Consider the following 21,972-nt stretch of genomic DNA (forward strand, 5'->3'; position numbering starts at 1 on the left):
TGGAGTAGAGGTGAGCATATGAGCTATAGATTATATTTGGTAGAAGATGAACATAACTTGAATCAAGTGTTAACCACCTATCTACAAAAAGAGGGATGGGACGTCACTTCGTTCTATAACGGGGAAACTGCTCGTAAAGCAATTGGGAGCCAACCCCATTTGTGGATTCTAGACATTATGCTCCCGGACATAGATGGTTACCAGTTGATTCGAGAGATTAAAGCCAATTCGCCAAAAGTTCCAGTTATATTCATTTCTGCTAGAGACGCCGATATTGATCGCGTCATTGGCTTAGAGCTTGGCAGTGATGATTATTTGGCAAAGCCCTTTTTGCCCCGTGAGTTAGTAATTCGCAGCAGAAAGCTTTTAGAGAGGATTTATGCTGTCACTGAAGACGGTGTTAAGAATACAACATTAATATTGGGAGAATATGTTATAGATGAGAATCGAAGAATGGTCACATTGGGAAATGTGGTCATTGATTTAACCTCAAAGGAGTTTAATCTACTGTTATACCTAATGAAAAATCAAGGGCTAGCCCTATCCCGTAATCAAGTAATTTTCCATGTGTGGGGAGAGGATTATTTCGGTACTGATCGAGTTGTTGATGATCTTGTAAGAAGACTACGAAAGAAAATGCCGGAACTAAAGGTTGAGACCTTATATGGATACGGGTATCGTATGGTGAATCTATGAGTAAAAGATCACTTAAAAACCTCCCACTTTTTATGCAAATATGGCTTGTATTTGCCGCGATTACCTTAGGAATTACTGTGTTACTGGCTGTGCTTTTTCCGTGGACGCTAAGAGATTTCTTTACAAAAGAAATATATGCGACAATTGAAAGTGCACAACAGGGGCTGCTAAATAACAACCAACCAAGAGAATTTGATGAGAATAACTTTGGCGACCGCAGGCAACTACATCCTCCATCCGACCGGGGTATGCAAATGCAAAATATGCGAACAGTAAATCATGTCATTTTGTTTGATCAAGAAAGGTTTATTGGGCCAAGTAGATTACCGAGGGACTTCGTCAATACATTACGCGAACAAGCAACGGCACAGCAACAAGATAGCCAGAGATATTCTGCCTTTGTAGAGGAGAAAAAGGTGTTTTACGTCATCCAGAAAGCTCAAGTTTTAGAGCATCCTATAACGATTGTTTCTTTTCTGTGGGATACGTACCGAGATGATTTAGTAGCGACATTGTTCAATCGTTTATTGCTGATTATGGCGGTCGTTTTTTTGTTAAGCTGGATTCCGGCTTTTTTACTAGCTAGATATTTGTCAAAACCGCTCACAACACTTGGCAACCATGTAACGAGGCTAGCGAATCGAGAGTGGCATACGCCGATTCAATTAGATCGAAAAGATGAATTCGGGAACTTAGGGGAATCCATTGAACAATTACGCAATCAAATTATCAAGCAGGATGATGCGCAACAAACGCTCCTGCAGCACGCTTCCCACGAGCTAAAGACACCAGTGATGGTAATTCGTAGCTACGCCCAATCCATACAAGATGGAATATATCCAAAGGGGAACCTGTCCAGTACAGTGCAAGTGATTGAAGAAGAGGCAGAACGATTGGAAAAACAAATCCGCGATTTACTGTATATTACGAAACTTGACTACTTAGCCACAAGGGAGACCGACTATAAGAGCTTTAATCTTAAAGAATTAATACAAGAGGTCGCAGACCGTCTGCGTTGGCAGAGAACGGAGGTAGAGTGGGAACTTACATTGGATGATGCACATATTGTAGGGGACTTAGAGCAATGGCGCGTTGCCATTGAGAACCTACTGGACAATCAGGCGCGTTATGCGGAAAAGCAAATCAAGGTTACATTAAATAAATCAGCAAACGAACGATGTGTTGATGTGCGGATTTGGAACGATGGATTGCCTATCGAAGATGCAGTGATGAAAAGGTTATTTCATCAGTTTAGCAAAGGCTATAAAGGCGAATTCGGGTTAGGTCTTGCCATTACACAAAGGATTATCAACTTACACAACGCTTCGATACATGCAGAGAATGAGAAAGATGGCGTAGCGTTTTATATTTCGATTACTAGGGCTCAATAAGGGTCCTATTTTTCATCACCAGAATTTATAAATATTCTGATTATAAGTAACGGCAACTTGGCACATACCTGCGTATTTAAGGACTTGGTATATGCCAAGTTTTCTTTATACTATCAGAATTTATAAATTTAATGTTGATAGTATAAGTGCAACTAAGGCATTCTCTCGCCAAAAGGCTTGGCGAATGCCAAGTTTTCTTTATGTTGCGGGGGATGCTATATTGCATATATTGCTTCATCAAGACTTCATAATGTCATAATTTGTAGAAATTTATCGGAAAATTGTGGAATAAATATTTTGAAAATTGCAGGAATTTGTACTTAGGTGTCGAATTATAATTAAAACCAATAAATGGGTAATAACCCAACAAAATCCGAAAAAGGCAAACTACGTTGTTAAACATTATCCATTATTAAACAGGTATTTTTTTATTAGAATCATTAAAATATTATAGAAATAATTACACATCATTTAAGGAGGCTTTCAAAAAATGAATAAAAGGGTGAAAAAATTACTAGTATCTTTATTAATTTTGACAATGCTAGTGGGAACTTTCCTGCCAGTAGTTGAAGCTACTCCATTAAAACAACTTGATACACTAAACAGCAATGACATAAATGAAGAGACAGAAATTATAGCAAAAGAACAAGAAATGACAATATCCGAGCGATATGTCAATATATTACCGGAATCAGCTATCAACCGCTTGGAAATGGCAGAGAGGGTCTTACAAGAAAATGAAAGTCGAATAAAAGAGATAACAAAATCCCGTGAAGATGCGGAAAAGACTAGACAAGAAGTTCTTAAACAAGATCGAAAAAAAGCAGATAAATATCTTGAAGAAACATATGCCTTATTGGATAAAATGGAACTCTTGAATGAATCACGAAAGACTCGACATAAGCGTCAATTGGAAAGTTTTATGACGATGGGTGAAAATTTATTTATCGCGTCTTTTAGTGGGACAGGTACTGCAGAAGACCCTTATCTCATAACTACTCCAGAGGAATTTAATGCTATACGCGGGGGGATTGAAGGGTATCCTGACTGGGATCTAACCAAACATTATAAACTAATGAATGATATTGATCTATCAGCATATAGTAGCGGGGAAGGTTGGATTCCTGTTGGGAATTTTACCGATCCGATTACTGGAGATTTTGATGGATATGATTCGTTTACCGGGAGTTTGGATGGAAATGGATTTACTATAACTAATTTGAAAATTAATCGACCAGAGAATGGTGTGTTTATAGGTCTTTTTGGTTCAATCGGTCCGGAGGCTACGATAAAGAATGTTCATTTAGATGATGTACAGATAGAAGGTGATACATTTAGCGGTTCAATAGCAGGGTGGAACGAAGGGTCTGTTGTTAATTGCTCAGCTTCAGGTTTGATAAAAGGAAAGGTTTTTGTTGCAGGGTTAGTTGGTGTTAATATAAATGGTGAAATAATAGATTCAAGTGTATCGGCAGTTCTTCTTGGGGATTATGCTGTAGGTGGGTTAATAGGAGAAAGCATTAATGGAATTATTAGAAATTCCCATGCTATATCTGTAAAAATAGAAGGATTAGATAGAGCACCGTCACATGTAGGTGGATTAGTTGGTGTTAATAATAATGGTGAAATAATAGATTCAAGTGTATCGGCAGTTCTTCTTGGGGATTATGCTGTAGGTGGGTTAATAGGAGAAAGCAGTGATGGAATTATTAGGAATTCCCATGCTATATCTGTAAATATAGATGGATTAGATAGAGCACCGTCACATGTAGGTGGATTAGTTGGTAGAAATATAAGGGGAGTTATTAATGAATCGACAGCATCAGGTTTAATAAAAGGATATTATCTTGTGGGTGGGTTAGTTGGAGAAAATAATTATGGGACTATAAGTAATTCCCATGCTTTATCAGTAGAAGTAGTAGGAATTGATGTTGATAAAAATGTTTTTGACAATTCATTTAACGTAGGAGGTCTAATAGGGGGTAATGATTTTGGAACTATCAACGAATCTACAGCTTCAGGAACAGTAAAAGGAAACTATCTTGTTGGAGGATTAGTTGGGCGAAGTTATAATGGAACAATTACGAATTCCCACGCTTATATGATGCTAGTTGAAGGGATAGATGAATCATCATATTTGATAGGTGGTTTAGTTGGCGCTAACGTTGGGGAAATAAATGATTGCACAGTAGAGGCTGATATTATCAAAGGGAATTACCTTATAGGTGGTTTAGTTGGCTCTCAAGGCAATAAAGAGATAAATAATTCCCATGCTAAGGTATTACAAATAGAGGGTATTGGTGAATCATCATATTTGATAGGTGGTTTAGTTGGCGCTAACGATGGGGAAATAAATGATTGCACAGTAGAGTCTGAGATTATCAAAGGGAATTACCTTATAGGTGGTCTAACCGGATATAACATGGGAACTATCGGGAATTCTTTTGCAAATGCAACGAAAATAGAAGGTGTAGATGAAGAGTCCTTTGCTATTAGTGGTTTAGTTGGCTATAATTTCGGAGCTATTAGTTTATCATACGCTTTCACTGAGCAAATCATTATCAATGATGGCTCCTTTGAGACAATCGGACGAATTGCCGGTATTAATTATGGAATATTGACAACCAACTACGCAAATTCGCAAATGTCCTTAAGCACACAAGACGGAGATTATGTTCCGGGTCCTGACTTGTATGGGAAAGACGGGGCAGATATTGATATAGAAGAGTATAATAAAATGTTCCTCAGCTTTTCTTTTAATGAACAGCTAGTACCTGCTTGGCTGGATTTCATAGATAAAACAATTTATGTTCCGGTTGAAGCAGGAACGGATATTACCAATCTGATTGCGAATTTCACGCTATCTGATAATGCCATAGCAACCGTAGCTGGAGTTATACAGGAAAGCGGAATAACACCCAATGACTATACCCAACCGTTAGTATACACTATCACTGCAGAAGATGACACAAGTAGTATATGGACAGTCCGAGTAGAAACAGAGACAGAATATGTCCACAAATTTCTATCAACTTTAGGTCAAGCAATTCAATGCACTTTTTTCGGCGATCCAGTTAACATATCCACAGGTAACTTCATTGATAATGTAAGCGACATTGTTATTCCAACCAGAGGAATTCCGTTGGAGTTTAAGCGCTCCTATAACTCCCGAGATGATTATACGGGTTTCATTGGTAAAGGGTGGCAGCATAATTACGAGGCCGACTTGACAATCAATCAAGACAATTCAGTATCATTACGATACCCTGATGGTAGAATCGCCTTGTATGAGTATGCTAATGGTAGTTATATACGTCCGACAGGAGTTTTTGAGACACTACAAAGAAATCCAGATAATACGTTCACCCTTACATTTAAAGATCAGTCGAAATATCGTTTCGATGCCACAGGAAGGCTATCGCAAATTGCCGATAAGAATAATAATGTAAATGCTTTGTCATATAACGGCTCATTGTTAGCAAATTATCCGACCCTGCCGGGCGATCGCTAGAGTTTTCATATGATAATAACAACCGTCTGATTGAAATAACTGATCCTATAGGGAGAACCATCGGCTTCACATATGATCAAAATGGGAATCTGATAACAGCTACAGGAGTTAATGGTGGAATCACGACATATACCTATGACATTCATGGGTTAACATCTGTTGTCAATCCCGAAGGAAACCTAGTTATCGAAAATTTCTACGACACAGAAGCCCGTGTTATTGAGCAATTAGACGCACGGGGAAATAAAACGTTGTACTCCTATTATCCGGAAAGCAGGCAAACAGTTGTTACAGATGAGCGCGGCAATCAAGTAAGATTCTTTTATGATGAGTATTACCGTATCACTAGAACTGACTATCCGAATTACTATCATAGCTATACAGCATACGACCTTAATCATAATGTCATTAGCCAAACGGACAAGAATAAAAACACAACCTATTATACCTATGACAGCATGGGGAATATGCTTACCAAGACAGACCCTGGTCCACTTGGATATACAACAACAGTTGTTTATAATGTGTTAAACAATCCTGTGCATGTCACTGATCAGGCAGGGAACCCTACAACATACGCATATGATCAAAATGGGAACATGCTCAGCATGTCCAGACAAATTGGTTCTGGCACAGCTAATATGGCCTTTGTCTATAATCAGTTCGGACAAGTTGTAGAAACCACTGATCCAAACAGCAAGACAACATACTTTAACTATGATCAGTATGGATATCTGAGTTCAGTTACCAATTCATTAGGATATATAAATACCAGTACCTACGATACAGTGGGTAGAAAATTGACGGAAACCGATTCGCGTGGTAACGTGCCTGATGCTGACCCAGCAGCATACACATGGTCTTATACCTATGATTCCGTTGGTAACGTATTAACAGTTACTGATCCCATTGGTAATGTCATAAGCAACACATATGATTTGAATAACAATCTGATTAGTACAATCGATGCCAGAGGAAATACCACAATCTATACCTATGATGAAAATAACAATCGTATATCGGTAACTGATTCCCTCAACAATACAACAAGTTATACCTATGATGCTGCAGGGAATCGAGATTCCGTGACAAACGCTAACGGACATACATCGACATTTGAGTACGACAACCTAAATCGACTGGTTACAAACACTGACCCTATGGGCGAGTCAGAAATATATACCCTAGATGGGAACGGAAACATAATCGCACGTACTGATCGGAACGGGAATGTAACCAATTTTCAATTTGATGCTTTGAACCGCATAGTGCAAATTATTGACGCCAACGAAGGAAGCACAGCATTTATATATGATCCACTTGGCAACAAAATCAGTGAAACAGATACTAAGGGTAACATCACGAACTATACGTATAATCAGGCATCACAAATTACCAGCGTTACTGATCCACTTGGCAATACAACAGCCTATAGCTATGATCTTGCTGGGAATCTGCTCACTACAACAAATGCCATGGGAGCGATTATTACCTACGACTATGATGATGTCAATCAGCCGATTACAATTATAGATCCTTTAGGAAGTATCAGCGCCATTGAATATGACAGTGTAGGCAATACAGTCAATCGAATTGATGGTAACGGTGTGAGTACTCTCTATGAATATAATGCTCTCAACCAAATAATTTCCGTAACCAATGCACTAGGGCATATCACCAACTATACCTATGATGAAAATAGCAATTTAACGGCAACCACAGATGCCAATGGCAATAGCACAATATACAGCTATGATGCGTTAAACAGATTGATCAGCGAAACCGATCCCCTTGGACATATGATTGTAAGAGAATATGACCATATGGGCAATCAAAAGAAAGTAATCAAACCAGATGGAACAATAATAAATTATAACTACGATCAGAACAATCGATTAGCTTCAATAGCATACCCAGATAACAATCAAACAACATACACCTATGACAAAGTAGGGAATCGGACATCAATGGTAGATGCTAATGGCACCACAAGCTACACCTATGATGGATTAAACCATCTGTTATCCGCGACCAATACAGACACCATAGCCTACGAATACGACTTGAACAGTAACATCCAAAAGATCATCTATCCTGACGGCACCGAAGTAAGTTATACCTACAACGGATTAAACCAACCAATAACCGTTACAGAAAACATGGACACTACCCAAATCACCTATGATCAGACAGGCAATCGAATCAGTGAAATCCTACCAAACGGAACTAACATAACCTACAGCTATGATCTAGGTGGACGACTTACAGCCGTTGAGCACATATATAATAACGAAACCATAGCAGGAAGCATATACACCCTTGATAACATAGGAAATCGTCTTACAGTAACCGATCAGAATGTAGATACAACCAATTACACCTATGATGAACTATATCAATTAATCAAGGTAGAATATCCAGATGGGCAAATAGAAGAATACACCTACGACCCAGTCGGCAACAGAACCCACAAAAACAATACAACATACCAGTATAATCAAGCAAATCGTCTAATCCAAGTGGATGAAATCACATATCAGAATGATGCAAACGGAAACCTAATATCCATCGGAGAATCCGTCTACTATCAGTATGACTATGAAAATCGTCTCGTAACCTATACCGACACAAACAGCACTACCCAGTACAGCTATGATGGAGACGGCAACCGAACCAAACAAACCGTAACCGATGCCATATACACCAAAGAATATACATACATATACGATATCACAAAAGGAAACCCATCCCTGCTTGTAGAAACAGATAATACTGGAAGCCATAACAACTACACCTATGCAGGACGCGTACTCAGTCGTTACGGACCAGAAGGACAGATTTATTACCATCAAGACGGACTAGGAAGCATCGTACTGATTACAGACGAAACAAGCCAACCGTTAAACCAATACGAATATGACGCCTTTGGAAGCACAAGAACCGTCACTGAAAGCGTATACAATCCAGTCATGTTCACAGGAGAATTCTATGATGCAAACGGATTACTCTTCCTGCGAGCCAGATACTACGACCCAACAGTCGGAAGATTTCTCAGCAAAGACACCTACCTAGGAAGCCTGGAAGACCCATTAACCCAGAACCTGTACGCCTATGTAGGCAACAACCCAGTATTGTATATAGACCCATCAGGACATTTGAAAATCTGCTCAGGAGCACAAGCGACTAGTATGGGGATGGACTTCTTTCCAGTGATAGGGAATGTAAAAGCAGGAGTAGAAGCACTATCAGGTAAAGACTACATCACAGGAGAAGAACTGGCAGGCTGGGAAAGACTGTTAGCAGGGGCAGGAATCTTCCTTGGCGGCGGAGCAAAACAACTCAAGCATATAGACAAGCTTGGTGATTTGGCTGGGTTAGCTAAGGGGACGGGTAATGCTCCATACTCCCATGTACCTGATTCAAAAAGTGTAGGATCAGGGAAGAATTTTACACAAGCACAAAAACAAAAAATTATTGAGGAAAACATGAAGAAAAATGGTGGTACAATTAAATCAGACATGTCAGGTAAAGAATTAGTACCTGCACAAAAAAGTCAGAAGGGTGTTAAGCCATCACCAAATGAAGTGCAAATTGACCACATTAGCCCAAAAAGTAAAGGTGGCAGTAACAGCAATTCAAATGCACAAGTCCTCTCTAGAGAGGAAAATAGGAAGAAATCGAATAAGTGAGGTGGGATACCATGTTCGGTAAGAAAAAGGTTTTTGAAGATTTACCAAATACGATGGTATTAACAACAAAAGAAGTTATTGCGAATAAGAGAGGAATCTTATTTGTGTCACACGATGCTGACGACGGAATGTGGCAGTTTCATTGTGGTACTGACGTGGATATGGAAGATGCTATGATGGTTGCGCTTGAAGAAATAATTGATTTTGACCCTGCAATTACTGCTATTGCCGATTTACCTTTAGGGTGGGTCGCATGGCGAGAAGATATTACTAGCCCTTGGAAGAGAGAAGAAGCGAATTGAAAGAGCAAGCCTTGATTGGCTTCGTGCCTTTCAAGGTTTTCTTTTTGGTGGGGGCTACCCAGTGCCGAATGACCCCATCATTCAACCAATAACACATATAACACATGTAATACCCGTATAAAGATTTCATCATTTCCGTTGTACGCACAACGAAGATTGAATTTTATACCCTAAATAACGCTATTTCGATACACCTAGCAGGTCGATTATGGTCAGATACCTCCATGATGACCTGTTTTTTGTTATCTTCGTTTTCTTGCGGTTTTTTCAAATTATACGCAACTTTGCGAATAGATACCCCGATGGATATAGTGTCGAGAGCATCGCAACCAATTCGCAGGATAGTCCGACAACTATATTGTCAGGACTGAAATGAACATTTCACAACGGGAAGGTCATGTGTTAAAGGCTAGCCACCTGCCCTCTAATTAAGCCCGAAATTCGTAAATTGGGGAGGGGGCGGCACATGAAAGGGGTCACTGTATCCATTGGCCGCATTGTCATTGACTTTACAGACGTATATTGGGATTTCTTTAATGAGTTCCATAAACGAATCTGTCACTTCTACGGGGTCACTTCAGAGCTGCACGGCTTATTTTACTTCCTTGCTGTAACAATGGTGGCTGTTTCAACAAAAGGAAAGTCTTACAACCCTATATTCCGCACCCATTTCCTTCGCAAAATCAGCGAAGGCAAGACGAAATCGCAGGCTTTGGTCTGCATCATGCGGCGGCTGGTGAATATCGTGTACGGTATGATGAAGAACAAGACGGAATACAGGCCGTATTAGCTATCCAAAGGAAAACTCATATGATAAAATCGTAGAAAAATATGTAAAGAGTGTGGGGCATAAGCAATATAAAACTTTTTGAATCAAAGAAAGTGCGGTCATTATGGAATGATGATGAGCAGAAATGGTATTTTTCGATAATAGATGTTGTAGAAATTCTCACAGACACAGATAATCCAAGAAGATATTGGAGTGACCTGAAAAGAAAGCTGAAAAAAGAAGGTTTTATTCAGTTGTACGATTTTATCGTACAACTGAAAATGGAAGCTTCTGATGGCAAGAAATATCTCACAGATTGTGCAAATGCAGAAGTTTTACTGAGAATAATTCAAACGATTCCTTCTCAAAAAGCGGAGCCGTTCAAACGCTGGCTGGCTCAAGTCGGTTATGAAAGGCTTGAAGAAATTGAAAATCCAGAGCTTGCCACTCAGCGGATTAGAGAAACCTATAAAATGAAAGGGTACAGCGATGATTGGATTGAAAAACGTATGCGTGGCATCGCAGTCCGCGATGAGTTAACGGATGAAACGAAACATATTAGTGAGTTGCTTTGTTGACAAGGAATATTGTAATATACTATCTAAAGTCACTTGAAAGATTTAGAGACGAGAAGAAGGGATATTACATGAGAATTAATAAATATATGGTCTCCACTGGGTACTGCTCTCGAAGAGAAGCCGACCGTTTGGTAGAGGCAAGACGTATTACTATCAATGGGGAACCTTGCGAGCTAGGCAGTCAGGTCCAAGACGGCGATGTCGTGTGCGTAGACGGCAAACCAATTCAATCGACGGAAGAATTAGTGTATATAGCGCTCAATAAACCAGTAGGGATTACTTGTACTGCTGAATCTCGAATCAAAGGAAATATCATCGACTTTGTCAATCATCCGCAACGAATCTTCCCAATTGGCCGATTAGATAAGGATTCCCAGGGGTTAATATTACTTACTAACGATGGAGATATCGTGAACCGTATTCTACGTTCCGAGAATAACCATGAGAAGGAATACATTGTAACTGTGGACAAGCCAGTAACAGACGAATTTCTTAAAGGGATGGCAGGTGGTGTTGAAATCTTAGGGACAGTTACGAAAAAATGTAAGGTAACGCGTGTCGGAAATTATGTATTCCGTATTATTTTGACACAAGGGTTAAATCGTCAAATTCGACGAATGTGTAAAGCTTTCGGTTATCGCGTGTTTAAATTGGAGCGGATAAGAATTATGAATATTAAACTTGGGGATTTGCCTATTGGGCAGTGGCGTGATTTGACGTTACAGGAATTTAACAAGCTACAGTCGCTGCTGAAATAAAAAAACAATATAAAAAAATAAAATGAGAAACAAAAAAATAAATGAGAAACAAAAATAAAATACTAAAATATAAAGGCCTATATAGTGGATTACTTGTTTCGTAATCACTGTATAGGCCATTGCGTTAGTGGCTATTTTTCGAAATGATCGATAATAAATTGTGGCACTTCAGAATCTTTAAACATTTCAATGGAAGGGTAAGATTCTCCGTTATGGAATAGTGCAATCACGTAAGTACCCTCATAATGCCAAGTCGTATAACGCAGGCATTCCTCAAGCTGCTCCTTGTTCTCGATTCGTAAGGTGCCAGGATGATTATTCAGGAATTCAGCGGTATCGCCTTTGATCATCTGATAGACATCTTCCCCTGGACTCTTCTTTAGTACAATTGCATGGGAGTAGTCCTTTGCAGTTGGTCGAGCTTGCTCGAGATAGCCCTTTTCTTCTAACCACTGCTCGACTTCAAGCTGGGATTTTCTCCATGTAATATCCATGCGTTTGATGTTATCCCAAGTAAATTCGACATATGCCCAGCCTTCTTTTGGATCAAGACTTTGCGTGGAGGTTTCGTTTCTCATTTCCTGTTGGAAAATGCTAAATAGCTCGGCGATCTCTTGCGGGTCGTTAATTACTAAACGCTTAGCCATGCGGTTTGAGTTAAAAATAATGCTACTTACTCCCTCGCTATCATTGATTCTTAAGAGCGGGTAGTTATTCAACTTATATTCTTCCGTTGCTACGACGGGTTGTAGATATTGGACGTATGCATCAAAAGGAACCGTGTATTCGCGAACTAGTCTTTTCCCGTTTGTTAGCTCATACCCAATGGCAATTACACGTAGTTGTTTTCTACGGTCAAAGGTAACGTTTTGGTCAGCAATGACGCTTTGATGAATATTATGAATTAGTTCTATGGAATGAGGGTCCTCATAGAAAAACAGCTGTCTAGCAAAACGCTCGTTTAAGTCATCGTATATTGGTGTGGCTTTATCATGCTTATAAGGATCATTGCTTAATTGGTAGATGTTATCGGAAAAATAAACTTTGGTAATATCTTTCGTATCCGGTACTCGTCGTTCAAAACCAGTGATATCTTGTTGAAGCAGAACACCTACGACAACCATAACGAGGACAAACGCCACATATCCTTTCCACTTATTAAACACACGCCAGGTTTTTTCTAACAGCATTTCGGCCAAGAAGTAACCAAATACCGAACCTGCCACATATCCAAAAATAATCCATTCGAAAATATTCCCTTGCGTTTCACCGAAATACAATCCACCGAGGAGCATCGCACAAAAGGCAACACCATACTTAAAAACTGGGCGCAATGGACCAAATGCGATTGCTTGTGATGCGGCTTCGATATTACGTTTTTGATAGACAAACAATGAAACGAAATAAAAGGCTACGATGATTAAGCTGTATACAATGATTTCTTTTGTAGTTAACGGACTGTGCACAAGCTGGGTGGCACGAACTAAAGCGACTAAACGCTCTAAATTCTGTGACATATGGTAATTCACACTAAAGCCCAGTAAATAATATTTCACATTCATCATCGAAAGCAGTGTGATCCCTGCAGGGAAGAATAACAACACATACGTTAATGCTGCATGCAGGACGGACATACCTGTAAACATTGCAACAAAGATTCCCGCGAAAAAAATAAATAAATTCAATAGTATAGTAATGCCTACCCAATGCAAAATGTTTGCTAACGAAAGCAGTTCATATGCTTGGAAGAACCCGCGCGACATAAATAGGACAATAGCCGTAATGATGACAGGGATGACTAGAATTAAGATTCCATATAGCACATGCTGATTAAATAGAGATGCTCTCTTGATTGGCAAACTATGCATATAATCCGCTGGAAGCTTTGCTTGTATATAGCGGAATAGAAAGATAGCTAATATAACAGGGACAGTCCAAAATAGCATAATTTGGAATGGTTCAGAGATAGTAAATAGACTTTTCGATGTTATATAGTGATGTTGAAGCCAGTGCTTTGGGTCTCTACTATAAGCCATTAATAAATGTAGAGGGAGTGAAAATAACAAAGCGATGAGATAAGCAATGCCAACCCAGCCAACATTTCTGAACGTCTGCTTAAAGATTCCTCGGTTAAACGATAATGTTTTCGATAGCATAGCCTACATCCCTCATTTCATAAATAAAGATTTCCTCAAGCGTTAATGGTAAAAGGTCAAAGATAATCGGTTTATAATTCTCAATATGGGATACTAATAAGTCTTTCTTACCGCGAACGATATATAGGAATACACTTCCACGTTCTTCTTTATACAAAATGTCTAATGCTTCAAAGAATGCAGGAGGAGGTGTGTTCTTGAATGCCAATTGGACCTTATGCACATCAGATTTAAGATCATCCAGATCCTTCTCAATCATCAATGTCCCATCATGAAGAATTCCTACATGATCGCATAAATCTTCAACTTCGCGCAGGTTGTGAGACGATATGAGAATCGTCATGCCGCGTTCTGCTACATCTTGCACGAGCAGGTTCTTCACCTTTTGACGCATAACCGCGTCTAAACCATCTAGAGGTTCATCTAAAATAAGTACGTCAGGCATAGCAGAAAGAGTAAGCCAAAATGCAACCTGACGCTGCATACCTTTTGACATGCGCTCTATTTTTTTATTCAGATCAATTGGGAAGGCTTCCTTAAGTTTTTGAAAGCGTTCATCATTCCACGAAGTATAAATACTGCGATAGAAATCAGCCATTTGTTTAATCGTTGCATTTGGGAAGAAGTACAGTAGGTCTGCTAGAAAAATCGTGCGTTGCTTCTTTTCCACGTTTTCAAAAATTGGTTCTCCGCCAATCAGTACTTCTCCCGAGTCTTGTTTGTATATGCCTGCAATGATTTTAAGTAGTGTAGTTTTGCCAGCACCATTTGAACCGAGTAGTCCATAGATAGACCCTTTATCAATATGAAGGGAAACGTCTTTCACAGCTTCCATAGAATCAAACTTCTTTTTTATGCTGACAACCTCAATCATTCGAATCCCCTCCTTTGACACTTTGTTCCGCTATGGAAATACATGACAAGATTTCCTCTTTATCAATCCCTAAATACATCGCTTCGGAAATCAGCTTAATTAGATCGCTCTTCATTTTCTTCACCTTCTCTAGATTCATCGTGTTAGACTGCGGCGCAACGAAGCTACCTTTGCCAGGAACTGAATAAATAAAGCCTTGGTATTCAAGTTCGCGGTAAGCCTTTTGAATCGTATTCGGGTTAATCGTTAACTCCTGTGCTAAGACTCTAACGGATGGTAGCTGTGAATCGGGCTTCATAACTTCGCGAATAATAAGTTCTTTTAACTTATCGATTAGTTGCTCATAAATCGGTATGCGACTTCGTACATCTAACTGAAACATAAAATATCCCCCTTTCCAATTGAACTAATAAAAGTAATAGAGCAAATAGATCTATTAACGCTCAATGTGGTTTAGTTATTACTGCAACATTAACAGAACTAACTGTGTTATAACTCGTAATACAGTGATTATAATATGTGGAATTTGAAATTGCAACTGTCTTTTGCAAAAAAAATCTAGTATAATTAAAAAACTATCAAATTCTTATTATTCAGTAAATTTCCACTTCATTCTAAGTGGTGATTGCTCCATATGAAGATTCAAGCATTTATTCCATAATCCCAAAGAGGTGACGTACATGTTCATTTGCGATAAATTAAAAGAAAAAAAGCCACTTATATCCTTTGAGATATTCCCGCCAAAAAAAGAATTTCCGATTGATACGATTTACCAAACCATCGATGATTTAGTAAACATTAACCCTGATTTTATAAGTGTGACTTATGGAGCTGGGGGAAGTACGAAGGATAATACCGTAGATATTGCGTCCTATATTACAGAGAAGTACAACCTGTCAGCATTAGCTCATTTAACGTGCCTAACCTCTACCAAAGAAGATATTGAGAACACACTAGGGGCGCTAAAGGAAAAGGGAGTTAAGAATATCTTAGCGCTCCGGGGCGATTACCCTCAGAATGCGTCTCCAGAAGACTTCCAAAATCCGAAATACTATAAAAGCTCTATTGATTTAATTGAACATATTAAGCAGTATGGGGACTTTTGCGTAGGTGGTGCATGTTATCCAGAGAAGCACCCGGAAGCGAAAAGCGAAGAGGATGATCTATTATTCTTAAAACGTAAAGTGGAAGCGGGTGCCGACTTCTTAATCACGCAATTGTTCTTCGATAATGAAATCTTCTATCGTTTCATGGAGCAAACCCAGAAGTATAACATTAACGTACCGGTTCTAGCGGGTATTCTACCAGTCCTGAACAAGAACCAGGTAGAGAAAATTGTCTCTCTAACAGGATGCAAGATGCCAGAGAAGTTTTTGCGCATTCTAAGCAAATACGAGCATAGTCCTGAATCGTTAGCAGAAGCTGGACTAGCATATGCGAAGGAACAAATGATAGATTTATTGTCTTGGGGAATTGATGGGATCCATCTGTATACAATGAACAAGCCGGCACCTACGAAGGAAATTATCAGTGGGCTTACAACGATAAGAGGTTTCTTAAATACGAAAGCTTAATGTAAATAAATGATTAGATAGAGGTTCAAGGCTAAAAAGTGAAGTTGAAAAATATGATTGACATAGCCGAAAGTCATTATATAATTGTAATTACGAACAAACAACATGAAGTTGTTATTAAAAACCACGAAGGTTTATATAGACCCTGCCATTGGCAAGGTTTGTATCCTCGTGGTTTATTTGTGTCTAAAAGTAAAAACATTAAACAAGTGAATTTAAAGCTAGAAGTTAGAAGTTAGAAGTTGGCAGTTAGAAGTTAGAAGTCTGTCTAGTAATCTAGGAATAACACAAAAAGAGAGGGAATTAGAGTCTATGAAAAACAAAAAATGGGTCATTCTTTTATTAGTAGGTATCATGGTAGTATCAGTATTCATGACTGGATGTGGCAAGAAGAATGCTACAGGAACACAGCCTAAACAAGAAGTGAAGAAGGATGAGTTGATTCTTGCCATTGGTTCAGAGCCTGAGGATGGTTTTGACCCTACGAATGGATGGGGTAGATATGGTTCGCCATTATTTCAGAGTACACTATTAAAATACGATAAAGATTTAAAAATTACTAACGATTTAGCAACTGGATACGAAGTAAGTAGCGATGGTCTAGTTTGGACTGTGAACATCCGTAAAGATGTGAAATTCTCTGATGGTAAGCCACTAAGTGCGGATGATGTGGTATATACCTTTGAAACCACGCGAGACAGTGGTTCTGTAATTGACTTGAACAACTTAAAGAGTGTGAAAGCTGTTAACGAGTCTACTATTGTTTTCGAACTGAAAGAGTCACAATCAACGTTTATAAATCAATTATTAACAACAGGGATAGTACCGAAGCATGCCCACAATGACAACTATGCACAGCAACCAATCGGTTCGGGACCATTCAAGTTTGTTCAGTGGGATAAGGGGCAGCAGATAATAGTAGAAGTAAACCCTGAATATTACGGCGAGAAGCCAAAGTTTAAGAAGTTAACGTTTTTATTCTTAAGTGAAGATGCAGCATTCGCGTCTGCAAAGGCTGGTCAAGTAGATGTAAGTTATATTCAAGCAGGGTTTAGCAAGCAAGCAGTAACTGGAATGAAGCTTGAAACACTAGAAAGCGTCGATAACCGTGGTATTATGTTCCCATTTGTTGCTTCTGGACAGAAAACGGCGGAAGGGTTGCCAGTGGGGAATGACGTAACGGCTGATGCTGCGATTCGCAAAGCAATCAATATCGCAATAGACCGTAAAGCTTTAGTGAGTGGCGTACTGGAAGGGCAAGGGACACCTGCCTATACATCTGTGGATAAACTTCCGTGGTGGAATAAGGATGCAGTAATCAAAGATGCAGACATGGATGGAGCAAAGAAAATTCTAGCAGATGGTGGATGGGCGGATAGTAATAGTGATGGTATAGTAGAGAAGAATGGATTGAAAGCAGAATTCGTGCTAGTATATCCAGCTAGCGACCAAACACGTCAATCCTTAGCATTAGCAGTATCAGATATGATTAAGCCATTAGGCATTAATATTAAAGCAGAGGGTAAGAGCTGGGATGATATCGGGAAGATGATGCACTCCAATGCAGTATTATTTGGATGGGGTAGCCATAATCCTATTGAAATGTATAATCTATATAGTAGTACAACAAAGGGAGTTTCTTGGTACAATACTGGTTATTACGGGAACCCTGTAGTCGAAGATTACATGAACAAAGCGTTAAGAGCGACAACTGAGCAAGAAGCCAATGAGTACTGGAAGAAGGCGCAATGGGATGGGGAGACAGGGTTAAGTGCTAAGGGTGACGCTCCTTGGGCATGGTTAGTGAACATCAATCACCTATATCTTGTGAATGAAAAATTAAACATCGGTGCCCATAAAATTCAACCGCACGGTCATGGCTGGCCGATTACCGATAACATAGTAGAATGGAATTGGATTGATTAATCGATATGAATAAACAATGGCTTCAATTCATTGGCTATAAAAGCATAAGATTTGTAACGTTAATTGGTGCGATTTGTGTATTTTCGTTTCTCTTAGTAGCCGCTTCCCCGATAGACCCAATACAGGCCTATGTGGGGGCAGACATGATGACGGTAGGACCGGAACAACGCGCCAAAATTGCTGAATATTGGGGGCTGGACCAGCCTCCTCTTCAGCAATTTCTTCGTTGGGGATCTGCCGTGCTCCAAGGGGATTTTGGAACATCGATGATATATCGCCAACCAGTACTTGATGTGATTGGAGAGCGGTTTTTAGCTTCATTGGCACTTATGGGCACAGCTTGGGTGCTATCGGGTCTATTTGGCTTCGTATTAGGAGTAGTTGCTGGGATGAAGCAAGGCACTTGGGTTGATAAGGTGATCCGTTGGTATTGCTATACCCTTGCATCAACGCCAACTTTTTGGCTGGGCCTTCTATTTCTTATTGTATTTTCTGTATGGCTTGATTGGTTTCCAATAGGGCTAAGTGTACCTGCGGGTGTTTTGGTGGAAGATGTCACGTTTGTAGACCGAATTCGCCATTTAGTACTTCCAGCTCTTACACTAAGCGTACTTGGGGTGGCCAATGTAGCACTACATACACGTCAGAAACTCGTGGAAGTACTGACATCAGACTACGTGCTTTTTGCTAAGGCGCGAGGAGAAAAGGGATGGGTCTTATTCCGACGTCACGGGTTACGGAACATAGCGTTCCCAGCGATTTCTCTACAGTTTGCATCTTTTAGCGAACTATTTGGAGGTGCAGTACTAGCGGAGCAGGTATTCTCCTATCCTGGGCTTGGGAAGACGATTTCCGATGCCGGGCTTCGAGGGGATATCCCTCTCTTGTTAGGGATTGTCGTATTTAGTGCTGTGTTTGTTTTTGTTGGGAATTTAATAGCAGACATCATATATAGAATAGTCGATCCGCGGATCCGGGAAGGAGAGTCTATATGAGACTAAATCGTCGTCAAAAAACGATTCTTACTGTGATCTTAATGGGTACATTACTTTTATCCGTAATTATTAGTGGCTGGTTATTAAGTGAGGAAAGAATTGCTACTAACTTAGAAATCCGCAATTCTGCCCCGTCCCTAGAGCATTTATTCGGCACGGACTGGCTAGGAAGAGATATGCTTACGAGAACCGTCAAAGGGCTAACCTTAAGTATTGGTATCGGTTTATTAGCAGCGACAGCTAGTGCCATCATAGCCATCACCTTAGGAGTAATATCTGCTACGATGGGTAAGGTGGTTGATAGCTTTATTTCTTGGCTTATCGATTTGTTCCTAAGCGTACCACATCTGGTAACATTAATATTGATAGCTTTTGTACTAGGCGGGGGAATTAAAGGCGTAGTAATCGGGGTCGCACTTACCCACTGGCCTAGCTTGACGAGGGTCATTCGTGCAGAGGTCATGCAGCTTCGCGCTGCTGATTATATCCAAGTATCGCGTGTGCTAGGGAAATCTCGATGGTGGATTACGACAAAACATATTGTGCCTCATTTGATTCCACAGTTCTTTGTCGGTTTATTGTTGCTGTTTCCCCATGCGATTCTGCATGAAGCAGCGGTTACGTTTTTAGGATTTGGGTTGTCAGCTCAGCAACCGGCAATCGGAATTATTTTGTCGGAATCAATGCGATATTTATCGACGGGTATGTGGTGGCTTGCATTTTTTCCAGGTTTTGCATTACTTGTTATTGTGCGTGCCTTTGATAGTTTAGGGGAAAACATACGATTGTTGATTGATCCACATAGTGCCCATGAATAAAGAAAACTTAGTTCAGATGGAGTTTTACTCAAGAGTACCCAGTTTTCTGTAAGGTAAAACCTTACGAAAACGGATGTTACTCTACCAGAACTCTAGTTGCACTTATTTCGCCTGTGCCCCTTGTGGGTAAAGCTTGGCGGCACTTCTCTCCCGCTTTCACCTCAGGTACGTAATGGTTCTAACTATTTAAAAATAGAAGAACCATTCTGTAGAAGTGGGAGTATTAGTAAACGCCGCTGAGATAAAATGGGATATGTAACGATTCATATAAGGATATAGTGATGAATGCCAAATGTTCGGGAGGTGTAATATGCCGATATTAGAGGTAAAGGATTTATCCGTTTCATTTATACAGTATACAAGCGGCCTTCGACAACAGAATCTTCAAGTCATTAACAACCTAAATGTATCGGTAGAAAAAGGCGAGATACTTGCTATTATTGGCTCTAGTGGCTCTGGTAAGAGTTTGCTCGCACATGCAATTCTAGGTATTTTGCCTAACAACGCACAGGTTGGGGGACAAATCTTATATAAAGGCAAACGACTTACGCAGGAACGTCAACAAGACCTGAGGGGGAAAGAAATTGCATTCATTCCTCAGTCAGTGAATTTTCTAGATCCTTTGATGAAGGTTGGCAAGCAAGTACAAACGGCAGTAAATCATGGCGATGCTATTGCTGCGCAGCGAAAAGCATTCGAAAGACAAAATCTAGCACCCCATGTAGAGGCTATGTATCCATTTCAATTATCTGGTGGCATGGCTAGAAGAGTATTAGTTTCTACAGCCATAGTAAGTGGGGCAGAGGTGATTATTGCCGATGAACCAACTCCAGGGTTAGACGATAAGGTCATTCAAGAAGCTATGGGAAGCTTCCGAGAGCTTGCAAATCAGGGAAAAGCTGTGATTCTAATCTCGCACGATATTGAGATGGCTTTACAAATTGCGGATAAAATTGCTGTGTTCTATGCAGGAACTACGTTAGAGGTTGCACCTGTAGCAGATTTTACGAATGATGGAGAAGGATTGAGACATCCGTATAGTAAAGCGCTATGGAAAGCGTTGCCGCAAAACGGGTTCCAACCGATAGGAGGGTCTCAGCCAATGCCGAATCAATTACCTGAGGGATGCTTATTCCAACCAAGATGCAAATGCTTTTCTCATGAGTGTATCAGCAATCGTCCAGATACACGGGAACTACGGGGCGGCCTTGTGAGGTGTAATCATGCTTGTTGATGCGAAGCATATTGGATATCGATATCGTAAGGATCGCTGGGTATTAAAGGACGTTAGCATGCATGTTGAGGAAGGCGAAATCGTTGGACTCGTTGGACCTAGCGGATATGGAAAGACAACCTTAGGTCGGATTCTTGCGGGGTACTTGCAGCCACATGAAGGGCAGCTAACATTTCAGGGGAAGCCATACCAACAGTTTCAAGGGTACCATCCGATTCAAATTGTATTGCAGCATCCGGAGAAAGCCGTGAACCCACGGTGGAAGATGAAAGAAATTCTAACGGAGGGATGGTCTCCTAATCAGGAATTGCTAACATCTCTAGGGATTGAAGAAGAATGGTTATCTCGCTGGCCCAATGAGTTGTCCGGTGGAGAATTGCAAAGGTTCTGTGTAGCGAGGGCTTTAGGACCACAAACCAAGCTTTTAATTGCGGATGAGATGACAACAATGCTAGACGCTGTGACACAAGCTCAAATTTGGCATACGGTGTTAGATATTGTAAAACAACGCAAGATGGGCTTGATTGTTATCAGTCATGACAAACATCTAATCAATAGAATGAGTACTAGAGTTGTAGATTTACAAAAAATCAATCAGGCTTAATAGAGACTACATAGATAATGCCAGAGCTCCTTTCAGGGGCTTTTTTTGCTGTCAGAAAAGTATAAGTTAGCTGTAGATTGGAACACTTAGGCGTTTC

Annotated in this window: 16 protein-coding genes and 1 pseudogene; 14 read left to right on the plus strand and 3 right to left on the minus strand. The window is 40.0% G+C overall.

Features of this window, described 5'->3' with window-relative positions:
- Window positions 1-18: 18 nt before the first annotated feature.
- The 8 genes and pseudogenes from BHU72_RS03350 (at window position 19) to rluF (ending at window position 11,694) form a co-directional block, all read left to right on the plus strand.
- Complete coding sequence (locus tag BHU72_RS03350; RefSeq protein WP_069701222.1) at window positions 19-696, plus strand: response regulator transcription factor; 678 nt, start codon at window positions 19-21, stop codon at window positions 694-696.
- Entirely contained in the window at window positions 693-2,087 is a 1,395-nt protein-coding gene (locus tag BHU72_RS03355) for a sensor histidine kinase (RefSeq protein WP_069701223.1), read from the plus strand. Before BHU72_RS03350 ends, BHU72_RS03355 begins: the two co-directional genes overlap by 4 nt.
- 490 nt (window positions 2,088-2,577) lie before the next feature.
- Window positions 2,578-5,598, plus strand: a complete 3,021-nt coding sequence (locus BHU72_RS03360; protein WP_069701224.1) for a GLUG motif-containing protein — start codon at window positions 2,578-2,580, stop codon at window positions 5,596-5,598.
- A gap of 47 nt (window positions 5,599-5,645) precedes the next feature.
- Window positions 5,646-9,287, plus strand: a complete 3,642-nt coding sequence (locus tag BHU72_RS03365) for an RHS repeat-associated core domain-containing protein (protein WP_495657301.1) — start codon at window positions 5,646-5,648, stop codon at window positions 9,285-9,287.
- Between the two features lie 11 nt (window positions 9,288-9,298).
- Window positions 9,299-9,589 (plus strand): hypothetical protein, encoded by a 291-nt coding sequence (locus BHU72_RS03370; RefSeq protein WP_069701226.1) that lies wholly within the window; start codon window positions 9,299-9,301, stop codon window positions 9,587-9,589.
- Window positions 9,590-10,172: 583 nt separating this feature from the next.
- Window positions 10,173-10,379: pseudogene (locus BHU72_RS16100) on the plus strand (IS110 family RNA-guided transposase); the annotation flags it as partial.
- Window positions 10,380-10,429: 50 nt separating this feature from the next.
- Entirely contained in the window at window positions 10,430-10,936 is a 507-nt protein-coding gene (locus BHU72_RS03380; protein WP_141709242.1) for a BRO-N domain-containing protein, read from the plus strand.
- Window positions 10,937-11,004: 68 nt separating this feature from the next.
- On the plus strand, window positions 11,005-11,694 hold the full coding sequence (gene rluF / locus BHU72_RS03385) for a 23S rRNA pseudouridine(2604) synthase RluF (RefSeq protein WP_069701229.1): 690 nt from the start codon (window positions 11,005-11,007) through the stop codon (window positions 11,692-11,694).
- Window positions 11,695-11,825: 131 nt separating this feature from the next.
- Here the strand turns inward: rluF and BHU72_RS03390 are convergent, their stop codons facing one another.
- Genes BHU72_RS03390 through BHU72_RS03400 form a run of 3 tightly spaced genes read right to left on the minus strand, consistent with a single transcriptional unit; the run spans window position 11,826 to window position 15,106 of the window.
- Window positions 11,826-13,850, minus strand: coding sequence for a DUF6449 domain-containing protein (locus tag BHU72_RS03390; RefSeq protein WP_069701230.1), 2,025 nt, complete (start codon window positions 13,848-13,850; stop codon window positions 11,826-11,828).
- Window positions 13,825-14,724, minus strand: coding sequence for an ABC transporter ATP-binding protein (locus BHU72_RS03395; protein WP_069701231.1), 900 nt, complete (start codon window positions 14,722-14,724; stop codon window positions 13,825-13,827). Before BHU72_RS03395 ends, BHU72_RS03390 begins: the two co-directional genes overlap by 26 nt.
- Entirely contained in the window at window positions 14,717-15,106 is a 390-nt protein-coding gene (locus BHU72_RS03400) for a GntR family transcriptional regulator (protein ID WP_069701232.1), read from the minus strand. The genes BHU72_RS03395 and BHU72_RS03400 overlap by 8 nt, the downstream gene beginning before the upstream one ends.
- A gap of 298 nt (window positions 15,107-15,404) precedes the next feature.
- On the opposite strand from BHU72_RS03400, the gene metF reads away from it, so the two are divergent.
- From metF to BHU72_RS03435, 6 genes are all read left to right on the plus strand, one after another.
- Window positions 15,405-16,298, plus strand: coding sequence for a methylenetetrahydrofolate reductase [NAD(P)H] (gene metF, locus BHU72_RS03405; RefSeq protein WP_069701233.1), 894 nt, complete (start codon window positions 15,405-15,407; stop codon window positions 16,296-16,298).
- Window positions 16,299-16,670: 372 nt separating this feature from the next.
- Window positions 16,671-18,224, plus strand: coding sequence for an ABC transporter substrate-binding protein (locus BHU72_RS03415; protein WP_254006239.1), 1,554 nt, complete (start codon window positions 16,671-16,673; stop codon window positions 18,222-18,224).
- A 5-nt stretch (window positions 18,225-18,229) separates the two neighbouring features.
- Complete coding sequence (locus tag BHU72_RS03420) at window positions 18,230-19,219, plus strand: ABC transporter permease (RefSeq protein WP_069701236.1); 990 nt, start codon at window positions 18,230-18,232, stop codon at window positions 19,217-19,219.
- A complete protein-coding gene (locus tag BHU72_RS03425) occupies window positions 19,216-20,037 on the plus strand; it encodes an ABC transporter permease (RefSeq protein ID WP_069701237.1) in 822 nt (273 codons plus the stop codon). Before BHU72_RS03420 ends, BHU72_RS03425 begins: the two co-directional genes overlap by 4 nt.
- A 310-nt stretch (window positions 20,038-20,347) precedes the next feature.
- Window positions 20,348-21,271 (plus strand): ABC transporter ATP-binding protein, encoded by a 924-nt coding sequence (locus BHU72_RS03430; RefSeq protein WP_069701238.1) that lies wholly within the window; start codon window positions 20,348-20,350, stop codon window positions 21,269-21,271.
- A complete protein-coding gene (locus BHU72_RS03435) occupies window positions 21,261-21,875 on the plus strand; it encodes an ABC transporter ATP-binding protein (protein WP_069701239.1) in 615 nt (204 codons plus the stop codon). Before BHU72_RS03430 ends, BHU72_RS03435 begins: the two co-directional genes overlap by 11 nt.
- The last annotated feature ends 97 nt before the right edge of the window (window positions 21,876-21,972 follow it).

Source organism: Desulfuribacillus stibiiarsenatis, from assembly GCF_001742305.1.
In the GTDB taxonomy this organism is placed as follows: domain Bacteria; phylum Bacillota; class Bacilli; order Desulfuribacillales; family Desulfuribacillaceae; genus Desulfuribacillus_A; species Desulfuribacillus_A stibiiarsenatis.